Source organism: Chryseobacterium daecheongense (genome assembly GCA_027920525.1).
Classification (GTDB): Bacteria; Bacteroidota; Bacteroidia; order Flavobacteriales; family Weeksellaceae; genus Chryseobacterium; species Chryseobacterium proteolyticum.
In genome coordinates this window covers 3,054,651-3,075,265 of sequence record CP115858.1, presented here as the reverse complement: position 1 = coordinate 3,075,265, position 20,615 = coordinate 3,054,651, and the positions used below count along the sequence as shown (strand labels likewise).

Sequence of the window (20,615 nt, the reverse complement as noted above, 5' to 3'; positions counted from 1 at the left end):
AATTTTTTGCAAAGAAGCTTTATGATTACTTCTTTCAAAGACACAATCAATAACAGACAAAACTATAAACATGACAATTGAATCTTTACAATCTCTCTTTGCCAGAGATTTAAATAAACTAAAAGCAGAAATTGAAGCTTACCATAATGAAGCATCTATTTGGAAAACAGATAAAAACATTGCTAATTCTGCAGGAACCCTATCTCTTCATCTGGTCGGAAACCTGAGCCATTTCGTAGGCGCTATCCTTGGAAATACCGGATATATAAGAAACCGTGAACTTGAATTTTCTTTAAAAGATATTCCAAGAGCAGAGTTACTTCGACAAATTGAAAATACTCTTGAAGTTGTAAACTCCTCTTTAAATAACCTTACAGATGCTGACCTAGAATACGAATATCCTTTTGAACCATTGGGATACAAAATGACAACCGGATATTTTCTGATTCATCTTATGGGACATTTAAGCTACCATTTGGGACAGATCAATTATCACAGAAGATTACTGGATAGCTGATTATTTTTCAAACATCATCTTGGTAATGAAATCTTTATCTCCTTTTCCCCGTGCCGGAGAATATTCTCTTCCATAGAAAATGATCTGGAGATGAAGTTTATTCCATACATCCTCCTTCCAGATATTTTTGGCATCCTTTTCTGTTTCCACAACATTTTTCCCTGAAGTAAGCTTCCATTGGGTCATTAATCTGTGGATATGAGTGTCGACAGGAAATGCAGGAAATCCGAATCCCTGGCTCATGACCACTGAAGCTGTTTTGTGTCCTACGCCTGGTAAAGCCTCAAGCTCCTCATAAGTTTGCGGCACTATACCATTATGCCTTTCAAGCAATAATTCCGCCATCCTTTTCAGGTTTTTGGCTTTAGTATTTGACAGCCCGATCTCTTTGATAAGTTCTTTGATCTCTGAAACTTCGAGCTTCGCCATTTTTTCCGGTGTTCCCGCTACTTTAAAAAGTTGTGGTGTTACTTCATTCACCTTTTTATCCGTCGTTTGTGCTGAGAGTGCGACGGCGACCATCAATGTATAAGCATCGGTGTGCGCAAGCGGAACAGGAACTTCAGGATATAATTTTTCTAATTCAAGCTGAACAAGCTCAGCTCTTTGCTTTTTTGTCATGTAACCACTAAATTTGAACAAAAATAAACAATATGTTGAAAGTAGGCGACAAATTACCCGAATTTGAAGGGACCAATCAAGATGGAGAAACAATAAATTCATCTAAACTCATTGGAAAAAAACTAATTATCTTCTTTTATCCGCAAGCCAACACTCCAACCTGTACTGTGGAAGCATGTAATCTGAGTGATAATTATTCGCAGCTAAAAAAAGCAGGATTTCAACTTTTAGGTATCAGTGGAGATTCTGTAAAAAAACAGAAAAACTTTCATAGTAAATTTGCTTTTCCTTATGATCTGATTGCGGATGAAAATCGTGATGTTATCGAAAAATTTGGTGTTTGGCAGGAGAAAAAGACTTTTGGCAAAACGTATATGGGAATCGTGAGAACTACTTTTATCTTTGATGAAAAAGGCATCTGCACAAGAGTTATCGATAAAGTAACCTCGAAGACTGCAGCAGAACAAATTTTAGAAGGATAAAATTATATAATAAAACAAACCTTTAAACAAAGTCCATACTAGGAAGGCTGTTTAAAGGTTTGTACTATTTATTTTAAAGAAATTTTATTCGGTTTCGTAGTATCTCAATTCTTCATTATCCCCTGGAAGACTTACGTATTTTTGAAATTTCAATCCCAGTTTTTCAATTAGCTTTTGAGAAGAAAAATTATCTTTAGAAGTAATGGCAGATATTTTCTTTAACCCGAAGTCATCCATACCGATAGATTTAACTTTTAAGGCAGCTTCATAAGCATATCCTTTGCCTTCGAATTCATCCAACAAAGAAAATCCTATATCTAATATTTCCAGTCCTTCCCGCTCGAAAATTCCTACTGCACCCACCTTATTATTTCCTTCTTTAGTTATAACAAGATAGTTTCCAAATCCTAACCGTTCCAATTGAGAGAGAAACCTGTTTTTGATATAGGCTTCGGCATCGGAGACATTCTTAAGATGACGGTCACCAATAAACTGTATAAACTTTGGTCTGTTGTAAAGATCAAATATAAACTCACGGTCATCCACGGTTATCGGACGAAGGATAAGTCTTTCTGTTTCGTAGAAATTACCTTCTTTTGGGTGATTTTTTAGACTCATCTTTAGATTCTTCTTTTTTTTCGATTTTTAAAAGCCTTGGATTATTAGCACATTTCTTATTATAAAGCTCTATATAAGTCCCATTATCTTTTACCTGAGTAACTGCTCCTGAAGCTTTATTTACAGTTAATGTAAAATGGGTTTTCTGATAAGGACATTCCTTTGATGTTAATTTTCCTAAATCCAGGTAATAGTTAGATTGATCTTCATAATAATTTCCTGCTACATCCTTAAATTCTTCATCGATCATATAACCATCCACAGTAGCTAAAATGGCTGCTTCCTGAACATTATCTATCTTTCCGACAAACTTTTTTAAGGCATCAAGATCCGTAACGTAATTAATTTTTCCACCGGAGGAATAAACGATGTAATAAAAGCTATCTTCATCCGGAAATAAATCAAATCCTGATGTCTGCGGAATAAAGTCTTTTTTAGTCCCTGAAACTTTTAATTCCTGATCTTTTCCATAAGTATTGTAATTCAACACCCAAAAGTCAATTTTATCGTTAGGCTCTATTCCCTGCAAAACATTAGGAATGCTCGAAAATTTTATTTTTGCCTGAGAATAAGCTGATATTCCTAAAAGAATAAAAGCAATTACCATACATCTTGAAATTAATTTTCTCATAGTTCCGAGGTTAATAATGGAGAATTACTACATAAATTTTTCCCCTTTTTTAAAGTTTTTCAGATCCAGAACATAATCTTTTATAAGCTGATCGTTATCTCTGGGACAAATAAGCAAAGCCTTATCCGTATCTACAATGATGTAGTTTTCTAATCCATCTATAACTACCGCTTTATTGTTGCTTTTTACACGAACGATATTTCCTTTGGAATTGTATGCCAAAAGATATTTTAGTTTTACTGTATTTTCGTTCTCATCTTTTTCAGCATTTTCATAAACCGAGGTCCATGTTCCTAAGTCACTCCAACCCAGATCGGAAGGTATTACATAAACATTTTTTGCCTTTTCAAGAATTCCATTATCAATAGATATTTTCTGTACTTTAGGGTAAATAAGTTCTATACAATTATCCTCTGCCTCTCCATTATATTCACATGCCATAAAATGCTGAGTCATTTCAGGAAGGTAAGTTTCAAAGGCACGATGAATACTTTTCACATTCCAGATGAAAATTCCGGCATTCCAAAGGAAATCACCACTCTCTAAGAAACTCTGTGCTATTTCAAGTATTGGCTTTTCAGTAAATGTTTTAACCTTAAAATAATCTGCGTCCTTTTTGTCTACAAACTGAATGTAACCATATCCAGTATCTGGTCTCGTTGGTGTAATTCCCAATGTAACAAGATAATCATTTTTAGAAGCCAGATCAAAGGCCAACTCAACTTTCTCAAGGAAAATATTTTCCTTCAATATCAAGTGATCTGCAGGTAAAACTATTATTGTAGCATCAGGGGCAATTTCAGCTATTTTATTGGCCATATACAAATTACAGGCAGCGGTATTCTTCATCAGAGGTTCTCCAACAATATTTTTTTCCGGAATTTCAGGGAGCTGCTGATGGGAAAGATTCACATATTCCTTATTGGTAATAACAAATATATTCTCATCAGGAATAACCTTACTGATCCTGTCATACGTCTGTTGAATCATGGTACGTCCAACACCTAAAATATCCTGAAATTGTTTTGGAAACTTCTGCGTACTCATAGGCCAGAATCTACTACCAATTCCACCTGCCATGATAACACAGTATTTATCTGATTTTGACATGCTTAACTACATTTTTCTACCCTTGCCAGAGGTTTGAAAGAATACTTCCTTCCAGTAGCCAGGTTCTTACAAAGATAGTTTTTTTTAATCAGACCTTCTAAAAAATACTTTTCGTTTCTATAGATGAAATAATCTCCTTTCTGCAACTCTTCTATAAACTGAAGCTTATCATCTTGTTTTTCAATATGGAAATATTTGACCAGATCCGGACTAGCCATAAAGTTGGCCTTTGGAGATCTTGAAAACTTTACAATAATTGGCTTAAGAGCATCTTCATATACCTCAACACTTTCAAGAAGCATTCGTCTGAAAGTATCTTTCCACTCATTGCCATGTGGAGAAATTCTTCTGCCATAATTTTCAAAAGCAATGAGATGGGCCAGCTCATGAGTCAGAACAAAGAAAAACAGTTGAGGCGCTAATGTAGAATTGATTGTAATTTCATGGGAATTATCCGGGAGCTTTCTGTAATCTCCCAGTTTTGAATTCCTGTTTCTTGTAATCTTTATATGGATATAGTAATCTGAAAACCAGATTTTTAAATACTGAAGCGTGTTCTGTGGTAAATATTTTTCTAGTGACTGGATAGACATTTTATAAACTTAGTGGAATTCCTGCATAGAAATTCAACAATTTAAGACTGAAAAGATAATTATACTTAGCCTGCGCCACTGAACCCGCTGCATTAGCGTAATTATTTCTTGCCACGTTCAGGTCAAAAATAGTAGTCCGCCCTGCAGCATAACTTTTATCTGCAAAATCCAATGACAATTTTGTGCTTTTTGCAGCTTCTACAGCAGCAATATAAGCTTCATAATTAGCTTCTACGTCGAACTGGGCTTTCTGTACATTTTGTCTTACCGTCTGTTTTTGTTGTTCTAACGTATTCTTTGCCGCACTTTCATTAATTCTTGACTGCTCTACCTGAAGTTTTGTAATTCCCTTGTTGAAAATAGGAACGCTGATAGATAAGCCTGCCTGTTGCCCGAAATTATCTTTATATTGCTGAAATAAGTTTCGTTCCGCGATATAAATCAATTCATTTCCGGTATTATTGGTATTAAGCAGGTTATTGTAAAAACTACCGATCCCTGCACTTGCTGTTACCGTAGGCCAGTATGCTGTTTTAGATACTTCAGTTTGAGCTTCCGCAGATCTTATTCTGCTTTCCGCTGCTTTTATTTGCGGTTGATTTTCGTATGCTGTGTTCAAAACCTCATCCACAGATTTTAATTGTGGGGCCAGATCATCTGAGACAACTACATCTTCAACATCAAAATCTTTGTAATCCTGCAATTGTAAAAGTTGAGCAAGTGCAAATAGACTTCTTCCGGTGTCAATTTCAGCTGTTTTGAGATTTTGTTTTTCTCTTGCCAATGCAGATTGAGCTTCTGCAAGCACTGTTTCAGCAGTCGTTCCTACCTGGGTAGTGATTTTTGCCCTGTCATATTGTTTTTGAGCATTGTCAACAGCACTTTGCGAAATTTTAATAATTTCTTTTTTAAGTAATGTTGTTAAATATTGCTGTGCGATCTGCAATGAAATATCATTCTTTATGGTTTCAATATCATATTGACTTGCTTCTACATCAAACTGCGTTTTTCTGACAGTTTTTTCCAGTCTTCCATTATTATAAACCAGGATATCAGCTCCCAGACTGGCATTATTACTGAATCTGTCATTTCTAAGACTTCCTGTTCCGAATGACGTCTGTCCAAAACTGACTGTATTTCCTATACTTGCTGATAAAGAAGGTAAATACCCTTTTTTAGCAATTTTAAGATTAGAATCCTGGACTTGTTTAGAGTATTCATTTTGGATAACCTGAAGGTTATGCTTCACAGCATAATCCACACATTCTCTTAAGGACCATTTTTTCTGAGCATTCATACCCAGGAAAGTTAATCCGAAAACGATAGTCCAAACTTTTTTCATATTAAGATTTTACCATATTAGACGTACCAAATATAAAAAAGTTACACATTTAAAAATTATTGTTTCATTTTAATAAAACTTTTGAGAATTTTGCATCATGACAACCAAAGAATATCAGGAAGCCGTTGACTGGCTTTTCGTGCAGGCACCCAACTATCAGATTGACGGAGAGAAGGCTTATAAGCCTGGACTTGACAATATAACCAAGCTATGTGCATTTTTTGACAATCCACAGGAAAAAATAAAATGTATTCACATCGGAGGCACCAATGGTAAAGGTTCAACCAGCAATATGCTTGCTTCTATTCTTCAGGAAGCCGGCTACAAAGTTGGAATATACAATTCTCCACATCTTATTGATTTCACAGAGCGTATCAAAGTAAACGGGAAAAACTGTAACAAAGAATTCGTTTTTGATTTCATCACAAAATTAAAAACATTACCCAACGATATTTTGCCTTCGTTTTTTGAATTTACCACCATAATGGCTTTCGAATATTTTTATCAACAGCAGGTAGATTTTGCAATTATCGAGGTAGGTTTGGGAGGAAGACTGGACTCAACCAATATTATAAGGCCTTTGGTATCTGCTATTACTAATGTACAGCTGGATCATCAGAATATCCTGGGAAATACTATAGAAGAAATAGCCCGGGAAAAAGCAGGCATTATCAAAAACGGAATCCCTATTATATCCGGTGATGAAAATGAAGTTGTAAAAGATATCATCCGTACTAAAGCGGATCAAAATAATGCAACATTTGTCGATGCAACCACATTGTCATCGGGTTTCGCTTCAGATCTGAAGGGAAACTATCAACAGAAAAACATCAGCGTGGTTTTAGCGTTAACTGATGAGTTGTTAAAACTGAATGTTGAAATTTCTGAGAAAAACATTACAAACGGATTATTGCATGTTCATGAGAATACCGGATTTATTGGCAGGTGGTTTGAATTTTCAAAAACCCCGCTTACTATTTGTGATACAGCGCACAACCAAGCTGGTCTGGAACAGGTCTTCTCGCAGCTTAATTCCATTGGCTGTAAAAAGCATGTGATTTTAGGTTTTGTTAATGATAAAAAAATAGATGAAGTGATGAGTTTATTACCTGAAAATTCTACATTCTATTTTGCAAAACCATCGATTCACAGAGGACGTCATCCGAAAGATTATGAAGATTTGCTTATAAATGCAAAAATAATTTATAAAATTTTTGATTCTGTACAGGAAGCGTATTTATCTGCAAAACAAGAATGTACAAATGACGAAATGATTTTTATTGGCGGAAGCAACTTTGTAGTAGGAGAATTTTTAGAAAAAAATTTGGAGATTTCCAGATAAGTCGTATATTTGCACCACTCTAAACGAGAAAACAAGTATAGAGGGTTCTTAGCTCAGTTGGTTCAGAGCATCTGGTTTACACCCAGAGGGTCGGGGGTTCGAATCCCTCAGGACCCACAGAAAAGGAAACGAAACCTTTCAAAAAAATTCGGGTTCTTAGCTCAGTTGGTTCAGAGCATCTGGTTTACACCCAGAGGGTCGGGGGTTCGAATCCCTCAGGACCCACAGAAGATCTCTCAAGAAATTGGGAGATCTTTCTTTTTTGATCTTACCTTAATTCCTTAAATTTTCAAGTCTTTTCAATTCAATTCATTAAATTTGATCAACACAACACATGTCTGATAGGTTAAAATGTTTTTGCTATGGATGTTATATTATCAAAAAAAGAAATATTAAGACGATTAAATACTCTGAGAATAAACCCTTTAGGGCTCCCCTCAAGAAAGTATGGAGTTTCAATAAAGTATTTTTCAAATGATGAAGAAACGCCGGATAAAAGGGTTGATTATGAAATTACTACTGAATTAAACCTCGAATACGGGAAAGGTTTTCTAACAATTGATAAAAAAAACATCTACTTTAATCAGCATCAAGCCGATAACATTAGCGAGCTATTAGCCGAATCCATTTCGAAATCCCTATATCCTGTCCAGACCCAAATCAATGAAAAAGGAACGGGCACTAATGAAATTACAAATTTTGATGAAATTAAAACCCGATGGTCCCGCGAGAAGTTAAAATTATCTGAAAAGTATTCGGGACAGCCATTGGAGAAATTCTTATCCGCTGTTGACCATAAAATGGAAAATAAGAAAGAAATAGAGAACGGGCTGCATTATGACTGGTTCTGGAATCTCTTTTTCCATCCTAAATTCATTGATTATGGAGACACAAGAAAAACATCAACAGCATTATTTCTGGCTGTAATTCCTTATCAGAATCCCTTAAGATTCCCCGGAATTCAGACCATTCAAAAGATTCCGACAGATTATCATTCTTTTATTATTGAATTCAAAAGTGCAGAAATACCTGCGGACTTATATTTTATTCCTGCAAATGCTTTTAATCAAGATGCATATTGGATGTCTCTTAAGGTCACCTTTGATTTGGATGTATACCATCATTTCCCAATGCATACCCGGGCATATTTTGAAGTTTTCACCAGAGATTATTCGGGGGAAAAAAAATTAATTAAAAGAATCAGCTACAATCAGTTTCAGCTCCATAACGGAGAGTATTCTGACAAGAAACTAAGTAAGGATAGCCCTTTTATTACGGGCGGACTTGTAGTTTCAGAACCTAACAAATGGGGATTTTATAAAAACATATATGAAAATGACTGGTAAAAATCCATTTGTATAAAAAACACTAATTTTACAAACCACACAAATTACATTAATATGTCTTTAAAAGAGAAAGTAGTACAGGGAGCCTTGTGCCAATGTCAGTTTGGTACTACTCCCGATACATTAAAGGTACTTACGCAGCAAAAATTCTTCATCAATGACCTTAATGGCAGCTCTAAACTGGCTGCAACACATAAAGATATAGGATCTACTTTTGAAAAAAACAGCTTTGGTTCATGCAAAAAAAAACTCAATACACCTTGTGTAGCTGTTGTTACTGAATGGAGTGGTTATTATGAAAAAGAAAAATACTCTCCACCTGATGGCTATGTTTTACTGGAAGACAGCAAAGCAACATGCCCTATCGGTGGTAAAGACTGCATCAGCATTATTAAAACCGGACAAATTGGAGAACCTTCCAAAAGCAATATAAAAAAGGCAGATGAAGAGCTTCAGTCACATGTAAATCCTGTTATCAATATGTCACAGCATGATACGCAGGAGTTTTATAAATTTGGATTTTAAGTATGGGTACAGCTGGGATTAAAAAAGCTCTGATCAAGGAGCCCAAAGAAAACGTCAGGAAGTATGGTTCCGGATCCATTGTGGAACTAAGCCCTGCCAGAAACTCGTTTACCGCTTACCTGGATAAAACCTGTCTGGGAAAAGGAACCCGAAATCCGGAATCTACAATGAAGGAAGTGAAGTGGTTCCTTATAAGAGAGCATATCTGGACATCATTTAAACAACTTTACCCAAACCTTGGGCCGAATGACTTTTTTACAACAATAAAAGCCCAAAACGAAGAAAACAAGGATTACAAAATATTTGAAGGAAACAACAAAGTATTCACTGCCGGTGACATTCAAACAAGTGCTAAAAGTATTGGAGTCATCTATCTGTTAATCCCTTATAGTAATTTCCCTGAAACAGATGGTACAGAAGCCATGAGAGTGGTTGTTATTGATAAACCACAGGTCTTATACTGTCATTTTAAATTTCCTAAAGGAGGGTATATTCCTTTGACAAATAATGAAAAAAAAGCGTTGTATGGGCAAACAGTAGATGTAGAAGTTTATACGCACATGCTTCCCGACTGGAACAACAGCCTTTCAAAGTTCATTTTTGATGTTGAGCTCATTAACAAAGGTAAGGTCGTTTCCAAACAGCAAAGAATTGAAATTACCAATCCGGGACCATTCGTTTACAACACGGTAAAATCTTTAAAGTTTCAGTTGAATACCGAATGGCAAAAAAATCACAATAAAGAAAAGAAGGATGAAAAGTTCTTTCTAAGGTTAAAAGGTTATGTAGGATTCACAGGACCTGTTCTTCTACCCAAAGGTTTTCTTACCCAGGAAGGTGAATATGACTCTGAAAAAGACACTTCAAACTGGGGAAGAATGGAAAAAGGAAAATGGATCTTTAACACTTCTCCCGACCTATTGGTCCCTTATAATGATATGAGTGCCCTTTTCGGTGAATTTGAAAAACAAAAAAATAATCAGATTCAATATATAGGAGACATTGAATATCTTAAAAAAGAATATGATCCCTGCGGATACAGCAAAATAACGATAGCCGATGAGGATGATAAAAAACGATCTCCCTATGTTATATTTGATGAAGATGCCAAAGACAGGATAGACAATACACGAAATACTTTTGACCTTGTAATAGGAGATAAAACAAAGAAAAAAATAAGCATAACCCTGGATAACCTTCAGAATAAAAATGTTTTGTGTACGGGAGTTTTACTTCCTAAAGACCAAAAACATAATATCCCGCAACATGTTTTTTTATTAGATACTGTTCTGGTTCCCCATTACGCAAATAAAGTACTATCCGTAAAAAATGATCCCACACAAGCAAATGATACTGATGCTTACGCTGATGAAACGAAAGCCCCGTCAGGAAATGTAGCAGACGTGCAGGGATGGAAAGAGAATGAGGATTACAGCTTTATTGGAGAAAATAAACTCCAACTGAACCTTTCCTACATTTACAACAAAACTACAGCTATCGGAGATAAAGAATTCAATGATATTCCTGTGGCAGAATCCTGGCTGGTCAATTACTTCTGGCTATCAAAAGAAAAAATACAAACGTATTTTGTTCCTGTTTCTACTTGTCGGTATCCTAATCAACTTGTTAAAATCAGGATATTCCCGGATGTAGAATGGTCACTAAACTTCCTTTACAATACCTCCGACCCTGTTTGGTACGGAAATTCTGAGCCAACCTATAATATCTATGGTACGGAAAGTAAAGCAACAAGAGACACCATCTCAGTAGGAGACCTTAAAACAAAAGGGGATGTTGTTGCCCTGGCCGACTTAAGAAGAGAAGAGAGAAACGAAAACAAGAATATCAAAGACGGACAAAAAAAAATTGCCACTTCTGCTAACCGTTACATGGGAGATATGAAAGGGAATTTTGGACTTTCCGCCAAGGTCTCATATAATGGAGGTGTCTCCCATGAACTCAGTTGGAAATTTGCCGAAAAGTATCGTAAAATGCTGGGCATTTTAAAATCGGTTTATGATACGGTAGATGATATTGCAGGAGCAAAAGAGGCCAGAAAGGGAGCAGAGGCCCTTCCTCCTTCACTGGCAGGAAGAAGGAGCATGATGAGCCTTTCACTCCTCCCTCCTGCTCCATCAGCAGGGATTAGCTGGAAATTTGCAAAAACAGGGGACTTCGTTGGCCTTGAACTTGCCGGAAAGGTAAAATGTTCTCCCCTCATTGGGGGTGAGCTTAAAATTGATTTATTGGCCTTAGCTGATAAAATTCCTGTTTATGGAAAGTTTATTACTTTCCTGGACCTAACGACCTGGCTCATTGAAAAAATATCCATGAATGCCTTAAGCATTACCTATCGTATTGATTTGATATTTTATGCAAATCTGGCAATCGAGGAAGCCTATGTAAAATGGAATGATGCAAAAGAAGGCAATAAATTCGATACCGATTTAACCCTTTCCGGAACACTGGGAGGGAAACTTGAACTTGAACTGGGCCTTACCATGAGCGCTAAGCAGATCAATAAGTTTCCTGAGGTAGAGCTTCAGGCCGGGGTAAGAGCAGACTGTTCATTCAAAATTACAGCAAGCCCTAATTTCGATTGGGATAATAAATTTGACTTTACAACCAAGTTCTCAGGACTTATGGTTACTGTTTATTACAAATTTTCCATGAAGAGGAACTCCAAAAATAAAGCTCCGGAAACACTTGATCCTTTTAAACTGATCCCAAGCTACTCCGGAAATCCAGTCAGCATGACATTTGGAGCCGGAGAAGAACATAAATATTAATACAATGAACAAAAAGATATTATTTGGCTTATTGCTATTCAACATGATAAGCTGTCAAAAAAAAGATACAGCGTCTCATACATCTCCATCAAATAAAAGTAATTACGAAAAAAAAACAACACAAAATATGGCTTCTCAACCTTTATATGCATTAAGCCTTGATGCAGCTGGCGATTTTCAGGTTTACATTAATGATATCCTGGTTGCCTATTATTACAAAAATGGCGGAACATCGTTGACCTTGCCTATTAATCGTGAAATTTTAGGCCCGGGAAAACAAACCGTTAAAGTTATTTTGAAGTCGGATAAAGAACTGGATGAAAACGAGCTTAAATATTATAAATTCAGAATTTTAAAGTATGCTTCATTTGATTCCCCTGACTATGAGGTAATAGTAGATTGTAAGTTTAATGCAGAAACCAGTAAGCCCTCAAAAGAGATTACTCAATCCTGGGATTTTACTTCTAATGTTCCCTATCAGGTATCAGGATGGTCCCACTCCGCTGTTCTGTTGAATGAAGATAAAGATGCTCTTCTGAAAGAGGTCTTAGAGACTTATAATCATTTCAGGGAAATTCTGCAGAAAAAAGATATTGGTAGTTTTCTCACAAAAACAAAAGTCCGAGATGCCGAAATTGACAAGGCCTTATATCTTTCTTCTGCTGAGAGCAAAAAGGACCAGGCAGAAACATCGGAAACGATTCAGAATATCGTTGAAGTTTTACCGATAGACAATTATAAAATGGTTTTTTATGGTAATGGAAGAATGGTTGCTTTAATCAGGACTGATGAAAAAAATAAAGATGAATCAGCTTTGCAGGCAAAACTTAAAGACAAAAGTACAGAAATCTATGAATTGGTACTTCATCGTCCAAAAAAAGGCGCTCCTCTAGAAGTAATAAGATAATTAATTTTCAATCGTAGCATTGGCATTTTGTCAATGCTTCATTTTTACCTGAAATGATTCTAATAAAGAAAATCTTTCAGATATCCGCTACATTCAGTAGTAATCCCAGCTTATAAAAATCAAGGTATTTAAGGTTGATATTTCCCTTTAAAAGCTTACGCTCTATCCTTGGCCTGCTAACCCTAAAGAAAATGGTAAATAAGCTTTTTAAACCAAGCCTTTTTATAGCCCTGTACGCTTTTACCAGTTTAATTTCGGAAAGTTTTGCACTGAGTTGTTTGTTTTGAAGCATTTGAGATAAACTACCTACCGATTCTTTTACTTTTTCAAGGTAGAGTTGATTATCTTCTACATCATTGTTGAATACAGGATTTTGTAGATGGTTAATTTTTATATGACTGGATTTTAAGTCCATTGCAAATAACAGATCTTCGTACCCATAGCTTTGAAATTCGGGATTAAACGGAACTTTCTTGAGGATATTCCGATCAATGATAAAATTATTTGTTTGGAAGCTCAAGTAAGGATTTTCCACACGAAGCGAAACCGGTAAATTCTCACGCTCTACGGCAAATTTCCATCTTAAATAATGGTTTTGATCAACCGGTGATTCTGAGACAACTCGCCCTCCGTAGATCACCTTTGTATCCGGATTCTCTTTTATAAATTGTATGTAATTTTCTAGAAAACGGTCACTTGTTATCTTACCGTCACAATCAAGAAAAAGTAAATAATCTCCCTTTGAATAGGAAAGAAACAGATTGCGGATTTTTGATCTCCCAATGTTTTTTTCCAGACAGATCAATTTTTCTACTTTATCTTCGAGAACTTTATTAATCTGTTTAAATTGTTCTTCAGACCGATCATCGATTAATATGATTTCTGCATTAAAAGTCTTTGCTGTAATTTCTTTTTCCAAATCAGAAACTAATTCCCGGACATCAAAATTATAGACAGGAATGCAGATTGTAATTTTCATTTCATCAGATTTTTTCAATGATTTTCTGAATATTAAGCTCTTCCAGACATGCCCAATCTCCTCTGAAACATTCCTTATCTCCAAATACTGAACAAGGCCGGCATGTTAAATCTTTAATTTGCACCACATCATCTTCACTCTGTCCAAACCCTAAAAAACCGGCATAAGGATGTGTAGATCCCCAGATAGAAACGCATCTTGTTCCCACAAGGCTGGCAAGGTGCATATTGGCAGAATCCATTGAGATCATCAGTTTAAGTTCTGCAATTGTATCCAGCTCCTGTTTAAGGTTTAATTTTCCGGAAAGACTTTGGGTATTCGGAATTTCACGTTCCCATCTTTCCAGGGTTTCTGTTTCATTTTTTCCGCCTCCGAAGAAATATATTTTATCTTTTTGGGCTAAAATTTTAACGAGTTCATAGGATTTATCCAAGGGAAGCATCTTTCCTTTGTGTTGTGCAAAAGGAGCAAATCCGATCCCGGACTTTTGCTGTGTTGATGGCCTTAATTTATTGGATAAGTTCACTTTAAACCCCATTTCCCGGAATACGTCTGCATATCGCTCGACGGTTTTTTTCAGTTGTACTTTATCCAGATTCCAGACATCGGTAAGAATTTCCTTTTCTTCTTTTCCTTTATTGATCTTGAATACTTTGTATCCCTTTCTCCTATAGATTTTATCCAGAACCTTCGTCCTGATTACATCATGCAAATTAGCTATGAAATCCGGATGAAATTCTCTGATTAACTCATTGGCCAATCTGTTTAATCCAAAAAAACCCTTATAATCATCCAGGTTAATTCCTTTAAAAATAATGTTGGGAATATCTGAAAACAAGCTTTCAAAATTTTTTCTGGAAACCATTACGATTTCTACATCAGGGTTTTGTTCAAGGAATTCACGAAAAACGGGCGCTGTCATCGCAACGTCGCCAAAAGCGGAAAAACGATATGCTAAAATTCTTGTCACAACTACGACTTCAGTTGATAGGCAACTGCATAAAATTTAATCTGTTTAGTCATTGCCATTAGTCCATTGGCTCTGGAAGGAGAAAGAAACTCCTGAAGTCCGATCTCTGAAATAAACTGGAAATCCGAATCCAGAATTTCCTCTGTAGAATGCCCGCTGTAAATACTAACCAGAAGAGAAACAATTCCTTTTGGTAAAATACCATCAGAATCAGCATCAAAATAAAGTTTGCCGTCTTTAAATTCAGCATCAATCCATACTTTACTCTGGCATCCTTTAATAAGATTAGCATCTGTTTTCTTGTCTTCTGAAAGCCCTTTCAATTCTTTACCAAGGTCAATAATATATTCATACTTCTGCTCCCAATCGTCAAGAAATGCAAATTCGTCTATTATTTCCTGCTGTTTTTCTTTAATGGTCATCTTTTAACAATTCTTTATGCAAAGATACCATTTTTGTAAAGATAATTTATTGAGATGCCTTTCTAAAAACTTCCAGAAGTTTTAGTTCTTCATTTTCCCAACAAAGCAATTCCGAGGCTTTTTTCAATTCATCCTGATAACCCTTTCTTCCCTTATTTAAAATTCTGAAAACAGCATCTGCAATATTTTCCGGCTGATGGTCCTTAATGATCTCACCAACATCAAACTGCATTCTTATATTACGCATTTCAGGGAGATCAGCCATAATTAATGGAACCCTTGCCTGAATACAGTCCAAGACTTTATTCGGAAGGGAGTATAAGTAGCTGTCCCCGCCATTTTCCTCGATACTCATCCCTACATCTGCGGTAAGAGTAATTTTTCTTAGATCTTCAGGCACCAGCTTGCCCAAAAACTCAACTTTATGCTGTAGATTCTCACGAGCTACCAGCTCTTCATATTCCTTCTTTTTGGGACCATCTCCTGCAATCTTGAAAACAGCATCATCAATATGATGCATAGCCAGAATTGCTTTATCAATTCCCCTAAAAGGATTTATTGCACCCTGGTATAAAAATACTTTAGGCTTATTATCGGGAATATCTATTGGAAAGTTTATTTTTTTTGGTGCATTTTGTACCACTGTAGCCTCTACATGATATTTTTCTTTAAACCATTTTGCATAACTTCCGCTGGCTGTTATCATGAATTTTAAGTTAGGAAGTACTTTTTTTTCCAGGTAACGCCATATTTTTTGTGACATTTTGCCCTGAATGGCTGGCATTTCGGAAAAAATTTCATGACTGTCAAAAATTAAAGGGATCTTTAATTTTTTTGCGATAAGATAATTGGGAAGAAGAGCGTCAATATCATTAGCATGAAGAATGGTATTCTTATCAGCTTTCCTTTTCAGTTCTTTGTACAATTTCCAGTTAAATTCAAAATAAGCCGTCTTTAAACTTTTAGAAACCAGCATAATTCTTGAGAAAGGATAAGGTCTTGTGATTTTCTCAGCTCCACCCCAGTCGTTTCCGATCAGTTCCAGGGAGTATCCGTTTTCATACAAGGTGTGACAGACCTTTTCTATTCGCTGATCTGTATAAAGATTACTAAAAGCAGATGTAATTATCTTTTTTTTCATTAACTTTTCTTTCCGGCCATTAAATGGTAAATCTGTATGATACAGATCAATCCGTTGGGTATAATAACCGGCCAGAGCATTCCGTTAAAGATACCATAAATGACAAAACAAATACAGCCGATCATATTTACGATTCTAATTTTTCTTACATCTTTCAATATAAAGCTCAACACAAGAAAAAGTGAAGCAGAATATCCTATATAAGCAGCAATTTCGGGGTTCATAAGAAAAATTTAAGGGACACAAACTTAGTCATTTTCAATAAGATAATAAAACTTTTTTCTGCCATAAAGTCATTAATTGATTTTTGGTAAAATATTTGTAATTTAGAATAATGAATAAAAGATAATTCTATCTTTATTCTAATTGAGATATATTATGGATTATAAGTTTTCACAAGGTTTGAGCCAAGTGTTCAAACAGAGCAAAAATGAAGCTAAAAGGCTGAAAAGTGAATTTCTTAATACAGAACATCTACTTTTAGGTATTATAAAAACAGAAAACTCTGCAAAAGAAATCCTTCAAAACCTTAATGCCGATTTAACACAAATCAGAAGAAAAATTGAAACTCTAAATACAGCAAGTCTTAATCCTATTTCTGAGGAGGTAACCAATATTTCTTTCACGAAAATGGCAGATCATGCCGTTAAACGTGCAGAGTTAGAATGCCGACAATACAAAAGTAATGAAATTAATACCGTTCATTTACTTTTAGGTATTCTTTATAAATATGAAGATCCCACCTCAAATATATTAGGCGCTTACGATATCGACTATGAAGGCGTTTCAAGAGAGTACCAGACAATGCTTAAAAATTCCGGACAATCACCTCAGATGAGTGCTTATGATGATGATGATGAAAGAGAAGAATTTGAGCAGATGAGAAAACCGGCAGGAAATTTAGGCGCTGCAAAGAGCAAAACTCCTACGCTGGATAATTTTGGTAGAGACCTTACATCTTTAGCAAGGGATGGGAAGTTGGATCCTGTAATCGGACGTGAGAAAGAAATCGAGAGGGTTTCTCAGATTCTTTCCCGCAGAAAGAAAAACAATCCGCTTCTTATCGGAGAGCCCGGAGTGGGTAAATCTGCTATTGCAGAAGGATTAGCTTTAAGAATCCAGCAAAAAAAGGTTTCCAGAGTTCTTTTTGGTAAAAGAGTGATCACACTGGATCTAGCAAGTTTAGTTGCAGGAACGAAATACCGTGGTCAGTTCGAGGAAAGAATGAAGGCGATCATGACGGAATTGGAAAAGAATAGGGATGTTATCCTATTCATTGACGAGCTTCACACTATTGTAGGTGCAGGAAGCTCTACAGGAAGTCTGGATGCCTCCAATATGTTTAAGCCGGCTCTTGCAAGAGGAGAAATTCAATGCATCGGAGCCACTACTTTGGATGAATACCGTCAATATATTGAAAAAGATGGAGCATTAGAGAGAAGATTCCAGAAAGTAATGGTAGAGCCTACCTCTATTGACGAAACCATTCAGATTTTAAATCAGATCAAAGATAAGTATGAAGAGCATCATAATGTGATTTATACACCAGAAGCCATATTGGCTTGTGTGAATCTTACATCAAGATATATTACAGATCGTTTCCTACCGGATAAAGCGATTGATGCAATGGACGAAGCAGGTTCCCGTGTTTATATCAAAAACATGAAAGTTCCTACCGAAATCATTGAATTCGAAAAGAAAATTGAGGACATCAAAGAAATGAAGCAGAAAGCTGTAAAAGCTCAGGATTATCTTGAAGCCAGAAAGCTTAAAGATGAGGAGGAAAGACTTCAAATGGAGCTTAATGCCGCACAAGATCAGTGGGATAAGGATGTAAAAGAGAAAAAAGAAACGGTTACAGAAGAAAACGTTGCAGAGGTAGTTTCCATGATGAGTGGTGTTCCTGTAACCAAAGTTGGTAAAAATGAGCTTGATAAATTAGCTCAGATGGACAACAACCTGAACGGAAAAGTTATCGGACAGGAAGATGCTGTAAGAAAAGTAGTTAAAGCTATTCAACGTAACAGAGCGGGTCTTAAAGATCCAAATCGTCCGATCGGAACATTTATCTTCTTAGGAACAACCGGTGTTGGTAAGACTGAGCTTGCCAAGGTAATGGCAAGAGAACTTTTCGATTCAGATGAAGCATTGATCCGAATTGATATGAGTGAATATATGGAAAAATTCGCCGTATCAAGATTGGTAGGTGCGCCTCCGGGATATGTTGGATATGAGGAAGGAGGTCAGCTTACTGAAGCTGTGAGAAGAAAACCTTATGCGGTAGTTCTTCTTGATGAGATTGAAAAAGCTCACCCTGATGTATTCAATATCTTATTACAGATTCTGGATGAAGGACATGTTACAGATAGTTTAGGTAGAAAAATTGATTTCAGAAACACGATCATTATTCTTACTTCAAACATCGGAACAAGAGACCTTAAAGACTTTGGGGATGGTGTTGGATTCGGAACTTCTGCTAAGAAGTCAAATACAGACAACAGAGCAAGAAGCACAATTGAAAATGCCCTTAAGAAAGCATTTGCTCCTGAATTCCTGAACAGAATTGATGACATCGTGATCTTTAACTCTCTTGAACAGACTGATATCAAGAAAATCATTGATCTGGAATTAAATAAGCTTTACACCAGACTTGATAAATTAGGATATAAAGTTGATTTAACTGAAGCAGCTAAAGATTTTATTTCTGAAAAAGGATGGGATAAAGATTTTGGTGCAAGACCATTGAAAAGAGCAATCCAGAAATACATTGAGGATTTATTGGCAGAAATGCTGGTAAACAAGCAATTAAATGAAGGAGAAACAATTGTTCTTGATGTAAATGAAGCTAAAGACGGATTAACCGGCAAGGCTCAAAAGACCAAAAAGACGACTGAAAAGTCTTCTCAATAAATAAATAATTTTGTTAAAATAAAAAGCACGGAAGTATTTTCCGTGCTTTTTTATTATTTAAAATTTTATTAGCTGTCATTCAATAATATCTGAAAGCTTTTTATTCTTCATTTTTAAAAGACGCTTTAAAGAAATAAAATGGGTAAAGCCGGAAAGAGGAACTCCAAATAGCGGAATCATGATTAACGGTAACTGAATAATCGGAGCCATTTCATTATTTTCTGTAATGGTAAGAAAAACCCCCGTTCCTACAGCAATAATAAAATCTAGCGAGCCAATAATATTGAAAATATAATAGCTTAGCTTGGTACGTCCGAAAACAAAAACGGTGGCAGCAAGGATTCCTGAAATAATATCTCCATAAGCCGCATTATTAATAAATGTTTCTGACAGTTTTCCAGTATATGAAATAAAAATCCAGCCCGCAAAAATTCTCCAAACATGAAAAAGAGCAATCCCCTTTAAAGGAATAGAGTCGGAGAAAGTTCTAAAAGAAGGTTTGGACTGATAAATAATAATCAAGACCAAAAGTATTGAAGCAATTAAGACGCCAAAAAGCAGGCGCGGAATAAGGCTGAAAATATTAAAAAAACCTAATAAAAAACTTCCTGCTCCCCAAAAGATCAGAATAAGCGCGATACGCTTTTCCAAGCCCGTCTGTTGAATGTTTTCTGTTTGCATAATGTATCATTTATTATGCAAATTTCAGCTTCATACTTTATAAAAAAATTACCAATTGGCAATTTTTTATATTATTTTCTCAACCGGCTTAAAGAAGTATTTGTAATTCCAAGATAAGATGCAATAAATTTTAAAGGAACATTCCGGAAAATATCTGGCGATTCTAATAATAAATTTTCATATCTCCTTTCGGATTTTTCTTTAATCATGGAAACGGTACGTTGTTTAAGCTCCGTAAATCCTTTCACCAAAATAGCTCTTCCAAATTCTCTAAACTCTGGTAAGGTATGAAAAAGTCGTTGGCATTTTTCGTATTTTCCAATCCAGACAATACATCTTGTAATTGTTTCAATATTTTCATTTGACGGTTTTCTTTGAAAATAAGATTCTACTTCAAAAACCATTTCATTGGGCTTGAATATATTCGTTGTTACCTCATTTCCATCAATATCCAACACATATGAACGCATGTAGCCTGTCTCGAGAAAAATATAATCAGAATTAATACTTCCTTCTCTTAAGGTAAGCTGATGTTTCGGTAAAATTACAGGTTCAAAATTGTCGGCAATAAGATTGGCAGTAAAATCTGATACAGGATAAGTATTTTTAATGAAACTTATCAAACCATTATTTGAAAAATTTTCGCCCTTCATTCCTGTAATATTTTAACAATCCATTTTTTGATGTTG

The 20,615-nt window shown here is 35.6% G+C and carries 21 protein-coding genes and 2 tRNA genes; 10 read left to right on the top strand and 13 right to left on the bottom strand.

Annotated features, from left to right (window positions below):
- The first annotated feature begins 70 nt into the window (after positions 1-70).
- Entirely contained in the window at positions 71-517 is a 447-nt protein-coding gene (locus PFY10_13620) for a DinB family protein (GenBank protein WBV55267.1), read from the top strand.
- On the opposite strand, the gene PFY10_13615 is transcribed toward PFY10_13620, so the two are convergent.
- Positions 518-1,138: an endonuclease III gene (locus tag PFY10_13615; protein WBV55266.1), complete on the bottom strand. Its 621-nt coding sequence runs from the start codon at positions 1,136-1,138 to the stop codon at positions 518-520. It lies immediately after the preceding gene.
- A 32-nt stretch (positions 1,139-1,170) separates the two neighbouring features.
- Between PFY10_13615 and bcp the strand changes: the two genes are divergently transcribed.
- The gene (gene bcp / locus PFY10_13610) at positions 1,171-1,620 is read left to right on the top strand and encodes a thioredoxin-dependent thiol peroxidase (GenBank protein ID WBV55265.1); all 450 of its coding nucleotides are present in this window, start codon (positions 1,171-1,173) and stop codon (positions 1,618-1,620) included.
- 84 nt (positions 1,621-1,704) lie between these two features.
- On the opposite strand, the gene PFY10_13605 is transcribed toward bcp, so the two are convergent.
- Genes PFY10_13605 through PFY10_13585 form a run of 5 tightly spaced genes read right to left on the bottom strand, consistent with a single transcriptional unit; the run spans position 1,705 to position 5,914 of the window.
- On the bottom strand, positions 1,705-2,238 hold the full coding sequence (locus tag PFY10_13605) for a GNAT family N-acetyltransferase (protein ID WBV55264.1): 534 nt from the start codon (positions 2,236-2,238) through the stop codon (positions 1,705-1,707).
- A complete protein-coding gene (locus tag PFY10_13600; protein ID WBV55263.1) occupies positions 2,207-2,869 on the bottom strand; it encodes a hypothetical protein in 663 nt (220 codons plus the stop codon). The genes PFY10_13605 and PFY10_13600 overlap by 32 nt, the downstream gene beginning before the upstream one ends.
- A gap of 27 nt (positions 2,870-2,896) precedes the next feature.
- Complete coding sequence (locus PFY10_13595) at positions 2,897-3,979, bottom strand: mannose-1-phosphate guanylyltransferase (GenBank protein ID WBV55262.1); 1,083 nt, start codon at positions 3,977-3,979, stop codon at positions 2,897-2,899.
- A gap of 2 nt (positions 3,980-3,981) precedes the next feature.
- Positions 3,982-4,572 (bottom strand): SprT-like domain-containing protein, encoded by a 591-nt coding sequence (locus PFY10_13590; GenBank protein WBV55261.1) that lies wholly within the window; start codon positions 4,570-4,572, stop codon positions 3,982-3,984.
- Position 4,573: 1 nt separating this feature from the next.
- On the bottom strand, positions 4,574-5,914 hold the full coding sequence (locus PFY10_13585) for a TolC family protein (protein ID WBV55260.1): 1,341 nt from the start codon (positions 5,912-5,914) through the stop codon (positions 4,574-4,576).
- Positions 5,915-6,011: 97 nt separating this feature from the next.
- On the opposite strand from PFY10_13585, the gene PFY10_13580 reads away from it, so the two are divergent.
- From PFY10_13580 to PFY10_13550, 7 genes are all read left to right on the top strand, one after another.
- The gene (locus PFY10_13580) at positions 6,012-7,256 is read left to right on the top strand and encodes a bifunctional folylpolyglutamate synthase/dihydrofolate synthase (GenBank protein WBV55259.1); all 1,245 of its coding nucleotides are present in this window, start codon (positions 6,012-6,014) and stop codon (positions 7,254-7,256) included.
- A gap of 42 nt (positions 7,257-7,298) precedes the next feature.
- Positions 7,299-7,373 (top strand) — tRNA-Val (locus PFY10_13575).
- A gap of 33 nt (positions 7,374-7,406) precedes the next feature.
- A tRNA-Val gene (locus tag PFY10_13570) sits at positions 7,407-7,481 on the top strand.
- Between the two features lie 137 nt (positions 7,482-7,618).
- Complete coding sequence (locus tag PFY10_13565) at positions 7,619-8,602, top strand: hypothetical protein (GenBank protein WBV55258.1); 984 nt, start codon at positions 7,619-7,621, stop codon at positions 8,600-8,602.
- 54 nt (positions 8,603-8,656) lie between these two features.
- A complete protein-coding gene (locus PFY10_13560; GenBank protein ID WBV55257.1) occupies positions 8,657-9,127 on the top strand; it encodes a DUF4280 domain-containing protein in 471 nt (156 codons plus the stop codon).
- Positions 9,128-9,129: 2 nt separating this feature from the next.
- Entirely contained in the window at positions 9,130-11,916 is a 2,787-nt protein-coding gene (locus PFY10_13555; protein WBV55256.1) for a hypothetical protein, read from the top strand.
- 4 nt (positions 11,917-11,920) lie between these two features.
- Entirely contained in the window at positions 11,921-12,823 is a 903-nt protein-coding gene (locus tag PFY10_13550; GenBank protein WBV55255.1) for a hypothetical protein, read from the top strand.
- Between the two features lie 76 nt (positions 12,824-12,899).
- On the opposite strand, the gene PFY10_13545 is transcribed toward PFY10_13550, so the two are convergent.
- From PFY10_13545 to PFY10_13525, 5 genes are read right to left on the bottom strand one after another with little or no spacing between them, the layout of a single operon-like run.
- Positions 12,900-13,802 carry a glycosyltransferase gene (locus PFY10_13545; protein WBV55254.1) on the bottom strand — a complete coding sequence of 301 codons (903 nt, stop codon included), beginning with the start codon at positions 13,800-13,802 and terminating at the stop codon, positions 12,900-12,902.
- Positions 13,803-13,806: 4 nt separating this feature from the next.
- Positions 13,807-14,772 carry a glycosyltransferase family 9 protein gene (locus tag PFY10_13540; GenBank protein ID WBV55253.1) on the bottom strand — a complete coding sequence of 322 codons (966 nt, stop codon included), beginning with the start codon at positions 14,770-14,772 and terminating at the stop codon, positions 13,807-13,809.
- 2 nt (positions 14,773-14,774) lie between these two features.
- Positions 14,775-15,194, bottom strand: coding sequence for a SufE family protein (locus tag PFY10_13535; GenBank protein WBV55252.1), 420 nt, complete (start codon positions 15,192-15,194; stop codon positions 14,775-14,777).
- A gap of 46 nt (positions 15,195-15,240) precedes the next feature.
- Positions 15,241-16,335: a glycosyltransferase gene (locus tag PFY10_13530; protein ID WBV55251.1), complete on the bottom strand. Its 1,095-nt coding sequence runs from the start codon at positions 16,333-16,335 to the stop codon at positions 15,241-15,243.
- Positions 16,335-16,559 (bottom strand): uroporphyrinogen decarboxylase, encoded by a 225-nt coding sequence (locus tag PFY10_13525; protein WBV55250.1) that lies wholly within the window; start codon positions 16,557-16,559, stop codon positions 16,335-16,337. The genes PFY10_13530 and PFY10_13525 overlap by 1 nt, the downstream gene beginning before the upstream one ends.
- Positions 16,560-16,713: 154 nt before the next feature.
- On the opposite strand from PFY10_13525, the gene PFY10_13520 reads away from it, so the two are divergent.
- The gene (locus tag PFY10_13520; protein WBV55249.1) at positions 16,714-19,245 is read left to right on the top strand and encodes an ATP-dependent Clp protease ATP-binding subunit; all 2,532 of its coding nucleotides are present in this window, start codon (positions 16,714-16,716) and stop codon (positions 19,243-19,245) included.
- Between the two features lie 75 nt (positions 19,246-19,320).
- Here PFY10_13520 and PFY10_13515 read toward each other — a convergent pair whose 3' ends face one another.
- Positions 19,321-19,926, bottom strand: a complete 606-nt coding sequence (locus tag PFY10_13515) for a hypothetical protein (protein WBV55248.1) — start codon at positions 19,924-19,926, stop codon at positions 19,321-19,323.
- Positions 19,927-19,997: 71 nt separating this feature from the next.
- Positions 19,998-20,579 carry a Crp/Fnr family transcriptional regulator gene (locus PFY10_13510; GenBank protein ID WBV55247.1) on the bottom strand — a complete coding sequence of 194 codons (582 nt, stop codon included), beginning with the start codon at positions 20,577-20,579 and terminating at the stop codon, positions 19,998-20,000.
- Positions 20,580-20,615 lie beyond the last annotated feature (36 nt).

Bases quoted from the DNA above. Each gene is read 5' to 3' on its own strand.
- PFY10_13620 (WBV55267.1), top strand. From the start codon at position 71: ATGACAATTGAATCTTTACAATCTCTCTTTGCCAGAGATTTAAATAAA.
- PFY10_13615 (WBV55266.1), bottom strand. From the start codon at position 1,138: ATGACAAAAAAGCAAAGAGCTGAGCTTGTTCAGCTTGAATTAGAAAAA.
- bcp (WBV55265.1), top strand. From the start codon at position 1,171: ATGTTGAAAGTAGGCGACAAATTACCCGAATTTGAAGGGACCAATCAA.
- PFY10_13605 (WBV55264.1), bottom strand. From the start codon at position 2,238: ATGAGTCTAAAAAATCACCCAAAAGAAGGTAATTTCTACGAAACAGAA.
- PFY10_13600 (WBV55263.1), bottom strand. From the start codon at position 2,869: ATGAGAAAATTAATTTCAAGATGTATGGTAATTGCTTTTATTCTTTTA.
- PFY10_13595 (WBV55262.1), bottom strand. From the start codon at position 3,979: ATGTCAAAATCAGATAAATACTGTGTTATCATGGCAGGTGGAATTGGT.
- PFY10_13590 (WBV55261.1), bottom strand. From the start codon at position 4,572: ATGTCTATCCAGTCACTAGAAAAATATTTACCACAGAACACGCTTCAG.
- PFY10_13585 (WBV55260.1), bottom strand. From the start codon at position 5,914: ATGAAAAAAGTTTGGACTATCGTTTTCGGATTAACTTTCCTGGGTATG.
- PFY10_13580 (WBV55259.1), top strand. From the start codon at position 6,012: ATGACAACCAAAGAATATCAGGAAGCCGTTGACTGGCTTTTCGTGCAG.
- PFY10_13565 (WBV55258.1), top strand. From the start codon at position 7,619: ATGGATGTTATATTATCAAAAAAAGAAATATTAAGACGATTAAATACT.
- PFY10_13560 (WBV55257.1), top strand. From the start codon at position 8,657: ATGTCTTTAAAAGAGAAAGTAGTACAGGGAGCCTTGTGCCAATGTCAG.
- PFY10_13555 (WBV55256.1), top strand. From the start codon at position 9,130: ATGGGTACAGCTGGGATTAAAAAAGCTCTGATCAAGGAGCCCAAAGAA.
- PFY10_13550 (WBV55255.1), top strand. From the start codon at position 11,921: ATGAACAAAAAGATATTATTTGGCTTATTGCTATTCAACATGATAAGC.
- PFY10_13545 (WBV55254.1), bottom strand. From the start codon at position 13,802: ATGAAAATTACAATCTGCATTCCTGTCTATAATTTTGATGTCCGGGAA.
- PFY10_13535 (WBV55252.1), bottom strand. From the start codon at position 15,194: ATGACCATTAAAGAAAAACAGCAGGAAATAATAGACGAATTTGCATTT.
- PFY10_13530 (WBV55251.1), bottom strand. From the start codon at position 16,335: ATGAAAAAAAAGATAATTACATCTGCTTTTAGTAATCTTTATACAGAT.
- PFY10_13525 (WBV55250.1), bottom strand. From the start codon at position 16,559: ATGAACCCCGAAATTGCTGCTTATATAGGATATTCTGCTTCACTTTTT.
- PFY10_13520 (WBV55249.1), top strand. From the start codon at position 16,714: ATGGATTATAAGTTTTCACAAGGTTTGAGCCAAGTGTTCAAACAGAGC.
- PFY10_13515 (WBV55248.1), bottom strand. From the start codon at position 19,926: ATGCAAACAGAAAACATTCAACAGACGGGCTTGGAAAAGCGTATCGCG.
- PFY10_13510 (WBV55247.1), bottom strand. From the start codon at position 20,579: ATGAAGGGCGAAAATTTTTCAAATAATGGTTTGATAAGTTTCATTAAA.